Origin of the sequence: Collinsella sp. AM41-2BH (assembly GCF_003468085.1) — a bacterium.
Classification (GTDB): domain Bacteria; phylum Actinomycetota; class Coriobacteriia; order Coriobacteriales; family Coriobacteriaceae; genus Collinsella.
The window spans coordinates 241049-259193 of sequence record NZ_QSGH01000001.1; the positions used below are offsets into that span (position 1 = coordinate 241049).

At 62.4% G+C, this 18145-nt stretch carries 12 protein-coding genes; 11 read left to right on the forward strand and 1 reads right to left on the reverse strand.

Annotation, left to right across the window (positions count from 1 at the left end; all coding sequences use genetic code 11):
- Positions 1-7: 7 nt before the first annotated feature.
- Positions 8-2347, reverse strand: coding sequence for a cation-translocating P-type ATPase (locus tag DW899_RS01140; RefSeq protein WP_117790259.1), 2340 nt, complete (start codon positions 2345-2347; stop codon positions 8-10).
- 551 nt (positions 2348-2898) lie between these two features.
- Between DW899_RS01140 and DW899_RS01145 the strand changes: the two genes are divergently transcribed.
- The 11 genes from DW899_RS01145 (at position 2899) to DW899_RS01195 (ending at position 18076) form a co-directional block, all read left to right on the forward strand.
- Positions 2899-5169 carry a DEAD/DEAH box helicase gene (locus DW899_RS01145; protein ID WP_199570236.1) on the forward strand — a complete coding sequence of 757 codons (2271 nt, stop codon included), beginning with the start codon at positions 2899-2901 and terminating at the stop codon, positions 5167-5169.
- 626 nt (positions 5170-5795) lie between these two features.
- Entirely contained in the window at positions 5796-6557 is a 762-nt protein-coding gene (locus DW899_RS01150; protein ID WP_117799737.1) for a 4Fe-4S dicluster domain-containing protein, read from the forward strand.
- Positions 6558-6837: 280 nt separating this feature from the next.
- Positions 6838-7350 (forward strand): PTS glucose transporter subunit IIA, encoded by a 513-nt coding sequence (locus DW899_RS01155; protein WP_158566541.1) that lies wholly within the window; start codon positions 6838-6840, stop codon positions 7348-7350.
- 18 nt (positions 7351-7368) lie between these two features.
- Positions 7369-8223, forward strand: a complete 855-nt coding sequence (locus tag DW899_RS01160) for a PRD domain-containing protein (RefSeq protein WP_117799748.1) — start codon at positions 7369-7371, stop codon at positions 8221-8223.
- A gap of 99 nt (positions 8224-8322) precedes the next feature.
- Complete coding sequence (locus DW899_RS01165) at positions 8323-9939, forward strand: PTS transporter subunit EIIC (protein WP_117790255.1); 1617 nt, start codon at positions 8323-8325, stop codon at positions 9937-9939.
- Between the two features lie 3 nt (positions 9940-9942).
- A complete protein-coding gene (locus tag DW899_RS01170) occupies positions 9943-11325 on the forward strand; it encodes a 6-phospho-alpha-glucosidase (RefSeq protein WP_055310193.1) in 1383 nt (460 codons plus the stop codon).
- Positions 11326-11581: 256 nt separating this feature from the next.
- Complete coding sequence (locus DW899_RS01175) at positions 11582-13414, forward strand: NAD(P)-binding protein (protein WP_117583958.1); 1833 nt, start codon at positions 11582-11584, stop codon at positions 13412-13414.
- 50 nt (positions 13415-13464) lie between these two features.
- Entirely contained in the window at positions 13465-15219 is a 1755-nt protein-coding gene (locus DW899_RS01180) for a [FeFe] hydrogenase, group A (RefSeq protein ID WP_117584000.1), read from the forward strand.
- A 2-nt stretch (positions 15220-15221) separates the two neighbouring features.
- A complete protein-coding gene (locus tag DW899_RS01185; protein ID WP_117629576.1) occupies positions 15222-16280 on the forward strand; it encodes an ABC transporter substrate-binding protein in 1059 nt (352 codons plus the stop codon).
- Positions 16281-16316: 36 nt separating this feature from the next.
- Positions 16317-17660 (forward strand): ATP-binding cassette domain-containing protein, encoded by a 1344-nt coding sequence (locus DW899_RS01190; RefSeq protein ID WP_158566542.1) that lies wholly within the window; start codon positions 16317-16319, stop codon positions 17658-17660.
- Between the two features lie 215 nt (positions 17661-17875).
- Positions 17876-18076: a hypothetical protein gene (locus DW899_RS01195; protein WP_117583961.1), complete on the forward strand. Its 201-nt coding sequence runs from the start codon at positions 17876-17878 to the stop codon at positions 18074-18076.
- Positions 18077-18145 lie beyond the last annotated feature (69 nt).

An 18145-nucleotide genomic window follows, 5' to 3' on the forward strand; every position in this document is an offset into this window, starting at 1 on the left:
AGTGAGCCTATTTTGCCACTTTAGGCTTAAAGGTTCGCAGGCGCAGAGCATTGCTTACGACGCACACGCTCGACAGGCTCATGGCCGCGGCGCCAAACATCGGCGAGAGCTGCCATCCGGTGAGCGGGAAGAACACGCCCGCCGCCAGCGGAATGCCGATGCCGTTGTAGAACAGTGCCCAGAACAGGTCCTGCTTGATGTTGCGGATCGTGGCGCGTGAAAGCTCGATGGCTCGGGCGACGTCCATGAGGTCGCTGCGCATGAGTACCACGTCGGCGCCCTCCTTGGCGATGTCGGCGCCGGTGCCGATAGCAAGGCCCACGTCGGCGCGCGCCAGGGCGGGGGAGTCGTTGATGCCGTCGCCCACCATGGCGACCTTGCCGCCCGCATCCTGCAGTTCGCGCACGTGGCGTTCCTTGTCGGCGGGGAGGACGTCGGCGATGACCTGCTCGCTGCTCAGTCCCACGCGGCGGGCGATGGCCTCGGCCGTCACGCGGTTGTCGCCAGTGAGCATGCGCACATCGACGCCGAGCTTGCGGAGCGCGGCGATGGCCTCGGCGCTCGTCTCCTTGACCTCATCAGCCACGGCGATGGTGCCGACAAGCTCGCCGTTCTTGGCAAAGAACAGCGGCGTCTTGCCCTCGGCGGCAAATTGCTCGGCAAGGCCGGCGGGCACCTTCGCGCCCAGCTCGACCATCAGGCGCACGTTGCCGGCAGCGATGACGTTTTGTCCCTCGCGCGCCGTAACGCCTCGTCCAGGCACGGCGGCAAAGTCCTCGACCGTGCGCGCCACGATTCCGCGCGACTCGCACTCGGCCATGATCGCCTCGGCCAGCGGGTGCTCGCTCGAGCGCTCCAGCGCGGCAGCGAGCTTCAGTAACGCCTTTTCACTCATAGCGGGCGAGCCGTCGGCGCGCGCGACAACCACAATGTCGGTCACGGCCGGCTTGCCGCGGGTGACCGTGCCCGTCTTATCGAGCACCACGGTGCCCACGCTGCGCAGGTTCTCCAGCGCCTCAGCGCTCTTAAACAGAATGCCCATCTCGGCGCCCTTGCCGGTGCCCACCATAATGGCGACGGGCGTGGCCAGGCCGAGCGCGCACGGACAACTGATCACCAGCACGGCGACAGCGGAAGTGAGCGCCTCGTTGATGCTTCCGGTCAGCACCATCCACGCCACAAAAGTTACGGCAGAGATTACAAACACCACGGGCACGAACACGCCGGCGACTTTGTCGGCCATGCGGGCGATGGGCGCCTTGGTGGTGTTGGCGTCCTCGACGAGCTGGATAATCTTGGCGAGCGACGTGTCGGCGCCCACACGCGTGGCGCGGAAGGTAAACGAGCCCGTGCGGTTGACCGTGGCCGCGTTGACGGTGGCACCGGCGGTCTTTTCCACGGGGATGGACTCGCCGGTGAGCGCACTCTCGTCCACGGCCGAGCTGCCCTCGAGCACCACGCCATCGACGGGGATGGACTCTCCGGGGCGTACGCGCAGGACCTGGCCGGGAAGGATGCTGTCGACGTCGACGGTGGTCTCGGTGCCGTCCTCTGCCACGACGGTCGCGCTCTTGGGCGCCAGGTCGATGAGCGCCTCGATGGCGCCGCCGGTCTTGGATTTGCTGCGTGTCTCGAGGTATTTGCCCACGGTGACGAGCGACAGGATCGTGCCCGCACTCTCAAAATACAGGTTGCCCATGCTCGTCATCATGGCCTCGTGGATTTGCCCGGCGGCCAGCTGGTCGGCCATGATAAACATGGCATAGAACGACCAGGCGACGGAAGCGGTGGCGCCCACGGCAATAAGGGCGTCCATGGTGGGCGCGCCGTGCGCGAGCGATTTAAACCCGTTGATAAAGTACGCGTCGTTGACATAGACGATGGGGATAAGCAGGACGAGCTCGGTGAGGGCGAGCGTCATGCTGTGGGTATGGTCGGTGAAAATGCCGGGCAGCGGCCAGCCAAGCATGTGCCCCATGCCTATGTAGAACAGTGGGATGAGGAATACGATCGAGACGATGAGACGAGTGCGCATGGCAGAGGCGGCGGCCTCCAGTTTTTTGGTGGGCGACTCCATATGGGCGGCGCCGGACCTGGCTTGCGTACTGCCGCTTTGGGCGGCGTCGGTGCCCGTGCTGACGGGTGAGGCCGAGTAGCCAGCACGATCGACGGCGGTGCAGATGTCGTCGGGGGTGACCTGCGCGGGGTCATAGTCGACCATCATGGAGCCGGCGAGCAGATTGACCGCGACGCTCTCGACGCCATCGAGCTTGCTCACGGCACGGTCCACGTGCGCCTGGCAGGCGGCGCATGTCATGCCGCCCACGTCGAACTTATCTTGAGCCATGGTTTCTCCTTTCTGTGACGTAGTGTCGGAAATGTTAACCAACCGATACTATACACCCATACCCCCTGGGGGTGTCCAGTAATAGTTGGAATGTATGACTTTTCATTACAGATGAGGGTGGCTGCTCAATCGGTGGCAGCTCATGTCAAACATCTCGATCTGTAACATCTAGCGGGGAAAATGACCTCTAACTGTTACAGATCGAGATTATGTTTTGCGATGTTTGAGTTCGTCTCAATCTGTAACGTGTAGACCCGGTTTTGTCTCGTAACTGTTACAGATTGAGACAATCGGCCCAGACCCGCCCCGTCATCTGTGGTTTACGTGGGGGCATGCGAAGCGCGGGTATACTAACCGGCGGCGAATCTGCTCCATCGCTTAGGGCCGCTGCGTCTGGACGGCGCGTGATAGGGCTGCCAAAGCGATCGCCAGCGTGCTGAGCAACGTCCTCTCTGTGCGCACCTGTTTTGTATGTATTAGCGCACTACCAAGCACGCCCCGCGCGGCTGCATGCCGTGCCCATAACGCGTGCAGATAAGGAACAACAACATATGCGTAATTCTGTATCTGACGTCACGGACGCCGAGATTCTGGACGAGACCCGCGAGGCCATGACCCAGGCTGCCTTCGATGCTGCCGACGAGGCCAATGCTGCCCAGGCCGTCGAGTCCGCGACCGAGAACCTGCCCGCCTTTGACGAGCTGGGACTTTCGGACGAGATGCTTCGTGCCATCGAGAACCTGGGCTACACGGCGCCCACGCCCGTGCAGGCCGGCTCGATCCCCGTGGTGCTCGAGGGCCGCGACCTGCTTGCCGCCGCTCAGACCGGCACCGGCAAGACGGCCGCCTTCTTGCTGCCGACCATGAACAATCTGGAGCACATTGCTCCGCCCAAGCCCGTGCGCGAGCGCGGCGGCCGCAACCGCCGTCGCGGCGCCAAGAAGCCCGAGGGCAACGGCCGCGGCCCCGTGATGCTCGTCATTACCCCCACGCGCGAGCTCGCACAGCAGATCGACGAGGTCGCCAGCAAGATTGCCGACGTCACCGGCCATGTTGCCGTGACCGTCGTGGGCGGCGTGAGCTACAAGCCGCAGACCGCGGCGCTCAAGTACGGCTGCGACATTCTGGTCGCCACGCCGGGCCGTCTGGTCGATCTGATCGAGCAGGGCGCTTGCCACCTGGACGAGGTCAAGGTGCTGGTGCTGGACGAGGCCGACCGCATGCTCGACATGGGCTTTTTGCCCGCCGTCCGCCGCATCGTGCGCGAGACGCCGGCCGAGCGCCAGACGCTGCTGTTCTCGGCCACGCTCGACGAGGAGGCCGTGGGCGAGATCACCGACCTGGTGAGCGATCCGGCCCGCGTGGAGATCGCGCCTGCCACGTCGACCGCCGACACCGTCGACCAGTTTGTGTTCCCGGTGTCCATCGAGGCCAAGAACAACCTGCTGCCCGAGTTCCTCAAGAAGGAGGGTCCGGAGCGCACCATCGTCTTTATGCGTACCAAGCACCGCGCCGACAGCTGCTGCCGTCGTCTGGAGCGTAAGGGCATCAACGCCGCCGCGATTCACGGCAACCGTAGTCAGGCCCAGCGCGAGCGCGCGCTCTCGGCCTTCCGCGACGGTACCGTCGACGTGCTGGTGGCAACCGACGTGCTTGCCCGCGGCATCGACATCAGCGACGTGCGCTATGTCGTGAACTTTGACGTGCCGGCCGAGCCGACCGATTACATCCACCGCATCGGCCGCACGGGCCGTGCCGGTGAGCTGGGCTGGGCCATCACGTTTGTGACCGAGCAGGACGTCGATGAGTTCTATGAGATCGAGAAGCTCATGGACAAGACCGCCGACATCTACGAGGCCGGCGACCTGCATGTGGGTCCCAACCCGCCCGCGGTTGATCCCGAGCGCGACCCTGCGGCCTTTAAGGTGAAGAAGAAGACCAAGCGCGGCAAGTCCAAGAGCAAGAAGAAGCTCGAGCAGGCACGTCGCGACGGCAAGCGCAACGGCGACGATTACGGCGATGTTGCCGGTCGTTCCAACCGCGGTCGCGATGAGCGTCGCGGCGACGGCGAGCGTCCGAGCCGTCCCAAGCGCGGCGGCAAGACCCGCGTGCGCGAGGGCGTTCAGGCTCGCGTGGACGAGGCTGTGGAGAGCGTGGCTCGCGAGGTGGCTGCCGAGGAGCGCGGGGGTGCTGCTGCTGTCGAGCAGACCCCGCGTGGCAACCGTGCCGAGCGCCGTGCCAAGCAGTTCCAGGGCGAAGCGCACCGCCGTCGTCGTGAAGACGAGGACCGTGGCGGTCGTCGTCGTGTTGAGCGCGAAGACGAGGGCCGCGGTTCGCGCGGTGGCAAGCGCGGTTCGGGTGACCGTCGTCGCTCCGGTCGCGATGGCGAGCGTGGTGGCCGTGATGAGCGTCGCGGCGGCGAAGGCCGTGGTTCGCGTGACGAGCGTGGTACCCGCGGTGGCGAGTCCCGCGGCGGCAAGCGCTTTGACGAGCGCGGAGGCCGCGAGGGCGGCCGCGGTGGTGAGCGTCGCGAGGGCGCTCGTGGCAACGGTGGCCGCAGCGGCGCCGGTCGTTCGAATGAGTCGCGCGATCGTCGCGACCCGCGTGCCAGCCGCGATCGTCGCGATGACTGGCGCAACTACGACGACACCCGCGATGAGCGTCGTGGCGGCTATCGTGGCGGGCGTGGCGGCAACCAGGCCGGCTCCCGCGGCGGCCGTGCCGGCGGTCGCGATAATCGTGGCAGCTATGGCAACAGCCGTGGCGGCAAGCGCGGTAGCAGCTCCCGTCGCCCCGGCGACGGCGGCGGCAAGCGCAAATAACATACGCATCGCCCGCTAGAGCGAGGTGAACCAAGGGCCCCGAGCAACTACGTTCGGGGCCCTTTTGTTTGCCGTATCCGATCGCTAGTTCAAATGTGATTTCCTCGGGAATGCATCTAGAGGATGCCGTGGGCTTGTTTCCTGCCATGCAGCAATGGGTCCTATGGGGTGCGCCGTGCATTTTTTGGAGTATTCTGCAGTTCGAGTTGTCTGCATATGATTCGACGTCGCCAACGGTGGCCTTCGGATATCCCTAGCGAGCGTTCCGAGTCAGATTTCGCCGTTTTCCGGAGCAGGGGGCGCGTCATTCTCGCCATGTCGGGACTTAGAATGATACGGCGCCCTACAGTTTTGCCCACCCGCGGCGGTGCTGGCGCGGTCACGTTGCAGAATACTCCGTTTTTTGCACGGGCCAGGATGGGGTACCTCAGGAGAACGCGGCGGTATCCCGTAAATATATACAATCTGTACCGTAATTTATACAAAACGAAGAGGCAGACAGCGTAGGGTGGGTGCATTGGGGTGCCTGGCGCACCAAAACGGGGAGCTCCCCCCATGCGCCGTATACTCTGTCTGAATGTGAAAACGGCTTGACGCGTTGCCAGGCGTAGGGAGAGGGTGCCTCGATGAGCGTATTCGAAATTGTGTTTAGTCCGACGGGTGGAACGCGGAAGGTGTCTGGCCTTGTGGCCGGGGCGCTGGACAATAATACCGTTACCGTCGATCTGACCGATAGCGGGCTAGATCTCAGCGCTGTCTCGATGGCTGAGGACGACGTGGCCGTAATCTCTGTGCCGGCGTATGCCGGTAGAATCCCGGCTGTGGTGGCTGACCGGTTGGGCATGGTGCGCGGCAACGGGGCTCGGGCTGTTTTGGTTTGTGTATACGGAAACCGCGCGTTTGAGGACACGCTCGTAGAGCTGGAGGACGTTGCGAAGCGCGCCGGATTTAGGGTGGTTGCAGCTGTTTCTGCTATTGCTGAGCATTCCGTTGCTCGTCAGTTTGCTGCTGGGAGACCGGATGCGCAGGATGCGGCGCAGCTCGCAGAGTTTGCGCAGCAAATTCAGCAAAAGCTGTTGGCTGAGGATGCGTCCGAGCCCTCTATCCCCGGCAATCGTCCTTATAAACAAGCTGGAGGTCGCCGTATGGCACCCGAGGCAACAGAGGAATGCGTCTCCTGCGGTGCATGCGCCGCGGCGTGTCCCGTTTGTGCTATCGACAAGGGCGACCCCAAGCGAGCAGCTGACGAGGCGTGCATCTCCTGCATGCGCTGCATCGCCGTATGCCCGCGAGGCGCTCGCAAGCTTGATCCCAACAAGCTATCCGCTGTTTCCCAGATGCTGAGCAAGGCTTGCGTCGTGCGGAAGGAATGCGAGCTCTTCATCTAACGCATGCGAAATTGCTGCAAGGAGTGTCCCTGGGTGCCGGCGGGAAAGGAACGTCCCTAAGTGCCGCCTAAATACCGTTTATCGAAGAAAAAATACCGCTCACCGGTCATAATGATTGTTCTGGCTTTGGGCTTGTCTACAATAACTCCCGTAAAAAGAAATGCGGAAGGTTACCGAGTCCCTCGGACGTGGGCCTAACCAAAGTCTTTGAACGGGTGTGTCTCTATGGATGCATTCGCTTGATTTTGGTTGGGCTATATTTATGAAGGGACATGCCACCATGGGTTTCTTTTCTCGCCTGATGGGCGGTTCGGATGAGCAGAAGACTGCAGCTTCCGAGTTCGAAATCCTCGCTCCCGTTTCCGGCGAGCTGGTTCATCTAGAAAATACCAATGACCCCGCTTTTAGCAGCCGTGCCGTGGGCGATGGCGTTGCCGTGGTTCCCCAAGAGGGAACGGTGTGCGCTCCTGTTTCCGGCACCGTCGCGGCGCTGTTTCCGACTGAGCACGCGCTGGGCATCATGTCCGACGACAGCTCTGCTCAGGTGATGCTGCATATCGGAATCGACACTGTTAAACTTGAGGGCAAGGGCTTCCATGCGCTTGTTGCTCAGGGTGACCATGTCGATGCGGGCCAGCCCCTCGTCGAGGTCGATTTCGACGCGGTTCGCGCCGCTGGCTTCGACCCCACGGTCTTCGTTATCGTGTGCGAGCGCTCGGAGAACTCGACTCTTCGTGAGCATGCTTCCGGCCCTGTTGCTGCTAAAGAGCCTGTCGTCTGGCTTTCCGAGTAAATTCTTGTGGTGGGTACCGTGGTTATCAAGCGAGTTTTCAACAATAACGTCGCAATGGTCACTTCGGACGATGGCTCCGAGCTCATCGTCATCGGCCGAGGCCTCTGCTTTGGCCGCCATGCCGGCGACGCTATCGATGAGGCATCGGTCGAAAAGACCTATGCGCTGCAGGAGGGCACTTCTCAGGATTCGCGCACGATTGACCGCTTGGCACATCTTTTGGAGTCCATTCCCACCGTCAACCTCGTGATTTCCGAGGACATTGTTCAGATGCTCCGTCGAGAGCTCAATGTTGATATCAACGACAAGATTCTCATTGCTCTCGCAGACCATATCAGTCTTGCTTTGGAGCGCGAGCGTAAGGGCGTCCCCTGCGAGAATCCGTTGCTGCTCGAGATCCAGCAGTTCTATCGCAAGGAGTATGCGCTTGCGGGCCGTGCGCTGCAGATTATCAAGGAGTATATGGGCATCCAGATGAGCGAAGAAGAGCAGGGTTTTATTACGCTGCATATCGTCAACGCCACCATGCCGCAGCGCTCTGACCGTCTGATTGTTTCGGTCCAGCTTGTTCGCGACGTGCTTGCGATTGTTTCCGAGCGCTATGCCACGACCCTTGACGTCACCTCGTTGCCGTACGAGCGTTTCGTTCGCCATCTGCAGTTTTTTGCGCAGCGAGCGCTCGATCCCGCGGCGGGGCAGGTCAATGGCGACGCGCTGTTCCGTATCGATGAAACGGCGTATCCGAGGGCGTTCTCGTGCGCGGAGTCAATTGCCGACCACTTAGCGTCTACCTATAACGTTGTCGTTACCGATGCCGAGAAGAGTTATCTCGCATATCACATTGTTAACCTGCTTGGAGAACCTGGTCTCTAGGCATAACGTGCCCACACATCGATTGATATAAGGCAAGGCTCACGGTCTTGTCCAGGGCACATCTGTCTTAATTTGCGGAAAAGGAAGGGGAGTACCGCTATGACCGCAAAAAAGAAGTTCAATTTCAAAGCGCCGTTGGAGGTGTTCGCGAAGTCGATCGTTCAGCCGATGATGTATCTCTCGGTTGCCGGCATTCTGCTCATCGTGGGCATTATTCTGACCAACAAGACCATCTGCGCCGTGATCCCTGTGCTGGGCTCCGGTCCGTTCCAGCTTGTGGGCGCCGTTGTCTATCAGTCGCTGATGTTTATCATCAACAACCTCTCGATTCTGTTCTGCGTGGGCATCGCCGGCGCCATGGCAAAGAAGAACAAGGGCCATGCTTCGCTGATCGCCCTGATGTCGTTCTTCCTGTTCCTGCAGGCTAACAACATCGTGCTCAACGCCACCGGCTCTCTTGCCGAAGCGAGCGGCATGCTCGGCCTTACCGGAACCGGCCAGAGCACCGTTATGGGCATTCAGGTGCTCGATACCGGCGTGTTTGGCGGCATCATTCTTGGTTGCATCACCGGTGCCGTGTTCAACAAGTACTCGAACAAGCAGTTCCCCATTGCCCTTTCGATGTTCTCGGGCGTTCGTTTTCCGTTCCTGATCATGATCATCATCTCCTGGATCATGGGTGCTGGCTTCTGCATCGTTTGGCCTCCGGTTCAGGGCGCCATCTCCTCCGTTGCCGGCATCATTAAGGAGTCGGGCAACATCGGTCTGTTTATCTACGGCATGCTCAACAAGCTGCTCGTTCCCACCGGTCTGCATCACCTCATCTACACCCCGTTCCAGTTCTCCGATGTGGGCGGCACCCTGACGCTGGGCGATCAGGTTATCGCCGGCGCCTATCCCATCCGTGTCGCCGAGATGGCAATGACGGGCCAGCCCTTCTCCGATAGCACCTACTTCAACAGCTACACCTTCAACAACCTGTGGCCCTACATCGGTATCGGTCTCGCCTTTATCTTCACCGCTTACAAGGGGAACAAGGATAAGACCAAGGCCGTTATCATCCCGCTGATCATCACCGCCGTGCTCTCCTGTGTCACCGAGCCCATGGACTTCCTCTTTGTCTTTGCCGCTCCCGTGCTCTTTGTCGTTCACTCGGTTCTTTCCGGTATCTTCCTGGTCCTGCTCAAGGTCCTCTCCGTGCCCGCTTCGACTGCAGGCGGCATCATCAACATCGTGGTCTCCAACCTGGTCCTCGGTGTCGATAAGACCAACTGGCCGGTTATGCTGGTGCTTGGAGTCGTCAACGCCGCTCTGTACTTCTTCCTCTTCACCTTCCTTATTAAGAAGCTCAACCTCCACACGCCTGGTCGCGAGGAAGAGTCCGAGCTCGCCGAGTCCGTTGCCGAGGGCGAGGCCGCCGCGTCTGTCGCGGTGAAGCAGGGCGCTGTTGCCGCGGCTCCCGCAGAGGGCGTCGATGCAGGCATCGCCGACCTGGTCGCAGGTCTTGGTGGCAAGGACAACATCGAGGAGCTCGAGAACTGCTTTACGCGTCTCCGCGTGAACGTTAAGAACCCGGACCTCATCAATGAGGACCTCATCAACCACGTGCCCAACAGCGGCATCAACCGCAACGGCAATAATATCCAGATCATCTTTGGCATGAAGGTCGCCGAGATGCGTGACAAGGTCGAAAACGCAATTGAGAAGGAGCAGTAAACAATGATCATTACTCTGTGTGGTGGCGGATCCACCTTTACCCCCGGCATCGTCAAATCCATCGCCCTGCGCAAGGACGAGCTCGACGTTGACGAGATTCGTCTGTACGACATCAACGAGGAGCGCCAGCGCAAGATCGGCGTGCTCGTGGACTGGATTTTGCACGAGGACCTCGGCCTGGACATCAAGCTCACGGTGACCACCGACAAGGAGACTGCCTTTACGGACGCGAGCTTCGTGTTTGCCCAGATGCGCGTGGGCGGCTATGCCATGCGCGAGCAGGACGAGAAGATTCCGCTGCGTCACGGCTGCGTGGGCCAGGAGACCTGCGGCTGCGGCGGCCTTGCCTACGGCATGCGCACCATCTTCCCCATGGTCGAGCTGATCGATGACGTTGAGAAGTACGCTAAGAAGGACTACTGGATTCTCAACTACTCCAACCCTGCTGCCATCGTGTCCGAGGGCTGCCGCGTGCTGCGTCCCAACGCTCGCATCATCAACATCTGCGACATGCCGATCGCGATCATCGACGTGGTTTGCGCCGCACTCGATATCGACAAGAAGGATGTCGAGTACGATTACTTTGGCCTCAACCACTTTGGTTGGTTCACCTCGATCCGCCACAAGGGCGAGGAGGTGCTCCCGCAGCTGCGCGAGTACATCAAGGAGCATGAGATTCTGCTGCCCGACTCCTACCTCAAGGGCATGGGCTCGCTCATGGCAAAGAAGCCCGAGGAGGCCACTGACGAGCACCCCGAGCAGAACCGCCACACCAAGGGCAGCTGGTACTACGTCTGGAAGGGCGAGTACGAGATCATGGAGTGCTTCCCGGAGTACCTGCCCAACACGTATCTGAACTACTACCTGCAGCAGAAGGAGTTCGTCGAGCATTCCAACCCCGAGCGCACCCGTGCTAACGAGGTTGAGGAGACGCGTGAGAAGAACCTCTTCGACGGCATCGACCACTACGAGAAGACGGGCGAGATCGACGAGAGCACGTTCTATGCGGGCAGCCACGGCGACTGGATTGCCGATTTGGCTATCGCTCTGAAGAACGACACCAAGCAGCGCTTCCTGGTCATTTGCGAGAACAAGGGCGCTATCCCCAACATGCCCTACGACGCTATGGTCGAGCTGCCTGCCTACATTGGCAAGAATGGCCCCGAGGTCATCAGCCGCGACAACATTCCTCTGTTCCAGCAGGGCCTCATGATGCAGCAGCTGAACTCCGAGAAGCTCGTGGTCGAGGCTACGATCGAGGGTTCTTACGAGAAGGCGCTCAAGGCCTTTACGCTGAACAAGACCGTGCCTTCGATGAAGGTCGCCAAGGAGGTTCTCGACGACATGATCGAGGCCAACAAGGGTTACTGGCCCGAGCTTAAGTAAAAGCAACAGGGTCGCTGGCCGCATACCTGGAGCAATGCCCCGTCCACGTGATTGCGTGGGCGGGGCATTGTCATTTGGTAACGCGTTTTACCAAATATGGCATTTATCTGCGGTAATGTTCTATTTCACCGCCGAGGGTGACATTTCATACCGCCTGCCGAACTGCGTGGAGACCTAACAACTTTTTAGGTCAGTGTTGTGCGTGTAGCAACTTCGCCCGGCCTCGCCTCCGGGCTGCCATGTGAGAGGGGATCTTATGGCTCGACTGCACGTAATGGAACGCAGCCACGCTCAGGCCGTCATGGACGACCTGCACGATGCGCTCGGACGTCGTCTGGCGGTGAGTTCGCTCGCCCCGTGCCCCGTTGAGTTTACGGCAGCGCTCGTCAATCTGTGCTCCACCCAGAGCTGCGGCAAGTGCACGCCCTGCCGCGTGGGCCTGAGCGCGCTGAGCGACCTGCTCGCCGATGTGCTCGAAGGGCGCGCCGATGAGTCCACGCTCAACTTGATTGAGCGCACCGCCCGCACCATCTATCTTTCGAGCGATTGCGCCATCGGCTACGAAGCTGGCGCCATGGCACTCACGGCCATTCGCGGCTTCCGCGACGATTTTGAGCATCACATCCGCGAGCGCTCCTGCGGCTTTGACCGCGAGGCCCGCGTCCCGTGCGTTTCGGGCTGCCCGGCGCACGTCGACATTCCCGGGTACATTTCGCTGGTCGAGGCCGGCCGCTATGCCGACGCCGTCAAGGTCATCCGCAAGAACAATCCGCTGCCGCTCGTCTGCGGCCTGGTGTGCGAGCATCCCTGCGAGATGCACTGCCGCCGTGGCATGGTCGACGACCCCATGAACATCCTCGCCCTCAAGCGTTTTGCCGTCGAGCACGGTGAGCTCAACGACCACAAGCCGCATGTAGTGGACAACACCGGCAAGCGCGTCGCCGTGATCGGCGGCGGCCCGGCCGGCCTTTCCTGCGCCTACTACCTGGCCGTGATGGGCCATAAGGTGACCATCTTTGAGCAGCGCCACCACCTGGGCGGCATGCTGCGCTATGGCATCCCCAGCTATCGTCTGCCGCGCGAGCGCCTGCAGGCCGAGATCGACTGGATTTTGAGCGCCGGCATCGACGTTGAGCTCGATCACTCCGTCAACGGCGAGGAGCTTGCCCGCCTGCGCGACGAGTTCGATGCCGTCTACCTGGCCATTGGCGCCCACAGCGATAAGAAGCTCGGCCTTCCGGGCGAAGAGGCGCCCGGCGTGGAGTCGGCCGTCAAGATGCTGCGCGCCATCGGTGACGACGAGCTGCCCGACCTGAGCGGCCAGCGCGTGTGCGTCATCGGCGGCGGCAACGTGGCCATGGACGTGGCGCGCTCTGCCGTGCGCTGCGGTGCCGAAAAGGTGAGCATTGTCTACCGCCGCCGCATCTGCGATATGACGGCTCAGGACGCCGAGATTGCCGGTGCCCAGGCCGAGGGCTGCGAGGTTCTGGAGCTGACGGCGCCGCTCGCCATCGAGACGGGCGAGGACGGTCGCGTGAGCGGCCTGCGCGTGCAGCCGCAGATTATCGGCGAGCCCCGTCGCGGTCGTCCGGCCCCGCGTGCCGCCGCCACGCCCGAGCGCGTCATTCCCTGCGAGCGCGTGTTCGTGGCCATTGGCCAGGACATCGATTCCAAGCCGTTTGAGGACATGGGCATCGTCTGCAAGTGGGGTCGCGTCGTCACCGATTCGGATGGCGCCGTGCCCAACTTCGACGGCCTCTTTAGCGGCGGCGACTGCCAGACCGGTCCCGCCACCGTCATCCGGGCCATCAACGCCGGCCGCGTTGCTTCGGCAAATATCGACCGCTACCTGGGCTTCGACCACAAGATCAAGCTCGACGTTGAGCTGCCGACCGTGCAGTTTAAGGGCAAGCACGAGTGCGGCCGCTGCGAGCTGGGCGAGCGCGAGGCCGGCGAGCGCATCCGCGATTGGAATCTGGTCGAGCAGGGCCTTACCGAGGAAGAGGCACGCCAGGAGGCAAGCCGCTGCCTGCGTTGCGACCACTTTGGCTTTGGCGCGTTCCGCGGAGGGAGGAACCTGGAATGGTAGAGCCCAACAAAACCACTGTCAGCGACAACACCGAAAGCGGAGCACTCAACATGGTCAAGCTCACGATCGATAACTGCGAGGTCGTGGTGCCCGAGCACACCACGATCCTGGATGCGGCCAAGTCCGTCGGCATCCAGATTCCCACCCTGTGCTATCTGCGCGATCTGAACGAGATCGGCGGCTGCCGTGTGTGCGTGGTCGAGGTTGAGGGCTGCGACCAGCTGGTTGCCGCCTGCAACAACTACGTACTCGACGGCATGGTGGTCCACACCAACAGCCCCAAGGCCCGCGAGGCGCGTCGCACCAACGTGCAGCTGCTGCTGTCCCAGCACGACTCGCGCTGTACGAGCTGCGTGCGCAGCGGTAACTGCAACCTGCAGACCATCGCCAACGACCTGGGCATCTTCTATCTGCCGTACGAGCAGCACCTGGCGCGCGAGGGCTGGGACTTCGACTTTCCCATCATCCGCGACAACGACAAGTGCATCAAATGTATGCGCTGCATCAAGGTGTGCGAGAGCGTGCAGGGCTTAGGGATTTGGGACCTGACCAACCGCGCCACGCATACCGCCGTGGGCACCCGCGGGCGCGCGCCCATCGGCAAGACCGATTGCGTCGCGTGCGGTCAATGCATCACGCATTGCCCGACAGGCGCGCTGCGCGAGCGCGATGACACCGAGGCCGTGTTCGACGCTCTCGCTGATCCCGACAAGATCGTGCTGGTGCAGATCGCGCCGGCCGTGCGTAGCGCTTGGGGCGAGGAGCTCGGCATTCCGCGCGAGGAGGCCACCGTCGAGCGCCTGGCCTGCGCACTGCGCCGTGTGGGCTTTGAGTACGTGTTCGATACTGATTTCTCGGCCGACCTCACCATTATGGAGGAGGGCTCCGAGCTGCTCGAGCGCCTGGGTAAGGCCGCCAAGGGCGAGGGCGACAGCCGCGGCTGGCCCATGTTCACGAGCTGCTGCCCGGGCTGGGTACGCTTTGTGAAGGCGCGCTATCCGGAGTTTGTCGACAGCCTGTCCACGTCCAAGTCGCCGCAGCAGATGTTTGGCGCTGTCGCCAAGACTTATTACGCCAAGGTTCTGGGCGTGGAGCCCGAGCGCCTGTTTGTGGTGTCCGTGATGCCGTGCACGGCCAAAAAGGCCGAGTGTGCGCTGTCGAGCATGGTGGGCGAGGACGGCGCGCCCGACGTGGACGTTGCGCTGACGGTGCGCGAGATGGTACGCATGATCCGCGCAAGCCACGTGAGCGTCGGCACGCTGGTCGAGGAGCCGCTCGATACGCCGCTGGGCTTTGGCACGGGCGCGGGTGTGATCTTTGGCGCCACGGGCGGCGTGATGGAGGCCGCCGTGCGCTCGGCATATTACCTGGTGACGGGCGAGAACCCCGACGCCGACTTCTTTACCGACGTGCGCGGCCTGGACGGCTGGAAGGAAGCCGTGGCCGATATCGATGGCACCAAGGTGCGCGTCGCCGTGGCACACGGGCTGGGAAACGCTGCCCGTCTGCTCGACGCGATTCGCGACGGCCGCGTGAGTTATGACTTCGTTGAGGTTATGGCATGCCCGGGCGGCTGCGTCGGTGGCGGCGGTCAGCCCATCCATGACGGCTGTGAGCTGGCAGCCGAGCGCGGCCAGGTACTGTGGGGCCTCGATGCGAACGCCAAGATTCGCTTCTCGCACGAGAATCCCGATGTCCAGGCGTGCTATCGCGAGTTCTTGGGTGCGCCGCTGTCGCCGCTGGCCGAGGGATTGCTGCATACCGACCATCACGCATGGACGATGCCTAACGAGGGGACGTGCTAGCGATGCGCGCGTTTGATTTTGAAATGTCGCGCCGGGGATTTGCCTCGGCGCTTGCCGCGGGCGCGTTGTCGCTTGCGCTGGTTGGCTGTGGCGGCGGAGCTGCGGGGGCGAGGTCTTCTGCGGGTTCGGCTGCTGGGTCTGCGGCGAGTGGCGCTGCCGCTGAGTCGGTCGAGGTGCGCGTTGCCTCGCTCAAGGGACCGACGTCGATCGGTCTGGTGCAGTTTATGGACCAGGCTGCCGATGGCGAGACGGACAATGAGTTCGACTTTGCGATCAGCGCCGCGGCCGACGAGATTGTGCCCAAGGTCATTCAGGGCGATATCGACATTGCCCTGGTGCCGGCCAACTTGGCGAGCGTGCTCTACAACAAGACCGAGGGTGCGGTGCAGGTCATCGACATCAACACGCTGGGCGTGCTGAACGTTGTGACGGGCGACGCAGGCGTGGCCTCGTTTGGCGATCTGGCGGGTCGTACCGTCTACATGACGGGCAAGGGCACCACGCCGGAGTACGTCATGAACTACCTGCTGGAGCGCGCGGGCCTGACCGGTCAAGTGACGCTCGAGTTTAAGAGCGAACCCACCGAGGTGCTGTCGGCCCTGCTTGCCGACCCGTCCGCCGTGGGCGTGCTGCCGGAGCCATTCAAGACCGCTGCCATCGCCAAGAGCGAGGGCAAGCTGTCGGCACCGGTGAGCCTGACCGATGTGTGGGACGAGCTCGCGGGTGACACGGGCTCCCGTTTGCTGACGGGCGTGACCGTGGTGCGCCGTGCCTTTGCCGAGGAGCATCCCGAGGCCGTTGCGGAGTTCTTGAGCTGCCATGCGGCGAGCGTTAAGGCTGTCAATGCGGCGCCGGCAGACTGGGCGCAGGCCGTGGTCGATGCCGGCATCGTGGACAACGCCAAGATCGCCGAGAAGGCGATTCCCGGGTGCATGCTTGTCTGCCAGACGGGCAAGGATATGAAGGCGGCGCTCTGTGGGTACCTGCAGGTGCTGGCCGATGCGGACGCGAGCGCCGTGGGCGGTAAGCTCCCGGCCGATGATTTCTACTACATGGAGTAGCCCGTGCGTGCGTTTGCTCGACAAATGACAGAGCGTATGAAGGCGGTGTCGGCAGCAGGTGCCGTCGCCGCCTTTTGGCTTGCCGTGTGGATGCTGGTGGCGGCGCTGGTGGCGCAGCCGCTGATTTTGCCGGGGCCGGGTGCTGTTGCCTTGGCGCTGCTGCGCCTGATATGCGATGCCGGCACGTGGGCGATTCTGGCGGGCTCGGGCGCGCGGATACTGGGCGGGCTGGCGCTTGCCGCGGTATGCGGCGGTTTGTTGGCCGGGATTTCTGTACGGTCGCGGGCGTTTGCCCGCTTGGTGGCGCCGGCGCTTTCGTTTGTTAAGGCGACGCCGGTTGCCTGCGTGGTGGTCCTGCTGCTTATTTGGTTGGGGTCGGCACGTGTGAGCATCGCGGCGGTCTTTTTGATGGCGCTGCCGGGCGTATATTTCTCACTGGTCGAAGGCTTGTCGCAGGTGGATAAGCCACTGGAGCAGATGTTCCGTCTGCATGGCGTGCGCGGCTGGCGACTGTTTTGCGCCCATACCTGGCGCGAAGTCCTGCCGTTTGTGCTTTCGTGTGCGCGTGCCGTGATCGGCATGAGCTGGAAGGCCGGTGTGGCAGCCGAGCTGATCGGCATGGCGGTGGGCACCGTGGGTGAGCGCATCTATCAGGCGAAGCTTTTGATTGAGACGGCTGATCTGCTGGCGTGGACCGTGCTGGTCGTTGCCGCCTCATGGGCGTGCGAGCGCGTGCTGGTGTGGCTGCTGCGGGTTTCGGGGCCCGTGGCGTGGGGTGCGGCCGTGCGGGCGCATGGGCATGGGCTGCGCGGGCGTGCGAGGGCTGCGGGCGATGGCGCTGCAGCGGAGCTTGCGCTTGCCGTGGGCGATCGCGCGCCCTGGGCGCCGGCGCTCGACGGGCTGGTGCTCAACGTGCCCGCGGGTGGGCGTATCTGTGTGATGGGCGCCTCGGGTGCGGGTAAGTCGACGCTCCTTGCCCTTGCGGCAGGGGAGTGCGCACCGTGCTCGATGGTGTTTCAGGATGCACGCTTGGTCGAGTCCGCCTCGGCGCTGGATAACGTGCTGGTGTGCGCCGATGCACGCGTGGACGCCTCGAGTGCTGCGGCCCTGTTGCGCTTGCTGGTGCCGGGGGTCGATGTGCATGCTCGCGTGGCCGAGCTTTCGGGCGGGCAGCGCCGTCGTGTCGAGATCGCTCGAGCCCTGCTGTGTCCGGGCGGCGCGGTGATTCTTGACGAGCCCTTTACCGGTTTAGATACCGCTGCGCGCGACGCATGCGCCGAGGTCGTGCTCGACTTGCTCGACGGCCGCATGCTCCTGCTTGCCACGCACGATGTCGCCGACGCTCAGGCCCTCGATATCTCGGATATCATCACGCTCTAAATACTAACTCAGCAACAAAATGATCCGTTTTCCTTCGTCCCCATGGGGTCGGGTGTGGTATTCTATCTGCGGGGTAATACTTAGGAATACCAAGTAATACCAACGCCGTAGAAACAAACTCCAGATGCGGGCCAATCGGGTTGCCTTCACAGCCCGTCGCCCAGCCGCGTGGCCCGCATCTATCCGCACTACCGTCGTTTCAAAAAGGAAGCGCCATGGCAGAACACATGACCCCCGTAGTCGCGAAGGTCTTGCCCGAGGAGAAGGCAGCCTTCGCGGCGGCAACCCAGCTCGTGGGCACCACGCCGTCCAACGCCATCCGCATGTTTATCGCCGCGTTCAATCGCTGCGGCACCTTCCCGTTTGACATCTCGCCCAACGGGGCTTTTGGCACTGCGCCCGATTCTCATCAATAATGACTGTCCCAAACTGCCGGCATTTGGGGACGTTCCTTTTCTGCCGGCAGTTAAGGAACGTCCCTAAGT

What these genes read in the sequence shown, in the direction of transcription:
- DW899_RS01140 (WP_117790259.1), bottom strand. Translation starts at nt 2,347, where the DNA reads ATGGCTCAAGATAAGTTCGACGTGGGCGGCATGACATGCGCCGCCTGC.
- DW899_RS01145 (WP_199570236.1), top strand. Translation starts at nt 2,899, where the DNA reads ATGCGTAATTCTGTATCTGACGTCACGGACGCCGAGATTCTGGACGAG.
- DW899_RS01150 (WP_117799737.1), top strand. Translation starts at nt 5,796, where the DNA reads ATGAGCGTATTCGAAATTGTGTTTAGTCCGACGGGTGGAACGCGGAAG.
- DW899_RS01155 (WP_158566541.1), top strand. Translation starts at nt 6,838, where the DNA reads ATGGGTTTCTTTTCTCGCCTGATGGGCGGTTCGGATGAGCAGAAGACT.
- DW899_RS01165 (WP_117790255.1), top strand. Translation starts at nt 8,323, where the DNA reads ATGACCGCAAAAAAGAAGTTCAATTTCAAAGCGCCGTTGGAGGTGTTC.
- DW899_RS01170 (WP_055310193.1), top strand. Translation starts at nt 9,943, where the DNA reads ATGATCATTACTCTGTGTGGTGGCGGATCCACCTTTACCCCCGGCATC.
- DW899_RS01175 (WP_117583958.1), top strand. Translation starts at nt 11,582, where the DNA reads ATGGCTCGACTGCACGTAATGGAACGCAGCCACGCTCAGGCCGTCATG.
- DW899_RS01180 (WP_117584000.1), top strand. Translation starts at nt 13,465, where the DNA reads ATGGTCAAGCTCACGATCGATAACTGCGAGGTCGTGGTGCCCGAGCAC.
- DW899_RS01185 (WP_117629576.1), top strand. Translation starts at nt 15,222, where the DNA reads ATGCGCGCGTTTGATTTTGAAATGTCGCGCCGGGGATTTGCCTCGGCG.
- DW899_RS01190 (WP_158566542.1), top strand. Translation starts at nt 16,317, where the DNA reads ATGAAGGCGGTGTCGGCAGCAGGTGCCGTCGCCGCCTTTTGGCTTGCC.
- DW899_RS01195 (WP_117583961.1), top strand. Translation starts at nt 17,876, where the DNA reads ATGGCAGAACACATGACCCCCGTAGTCGCGAAGGTCTTGCCCGAGGAG.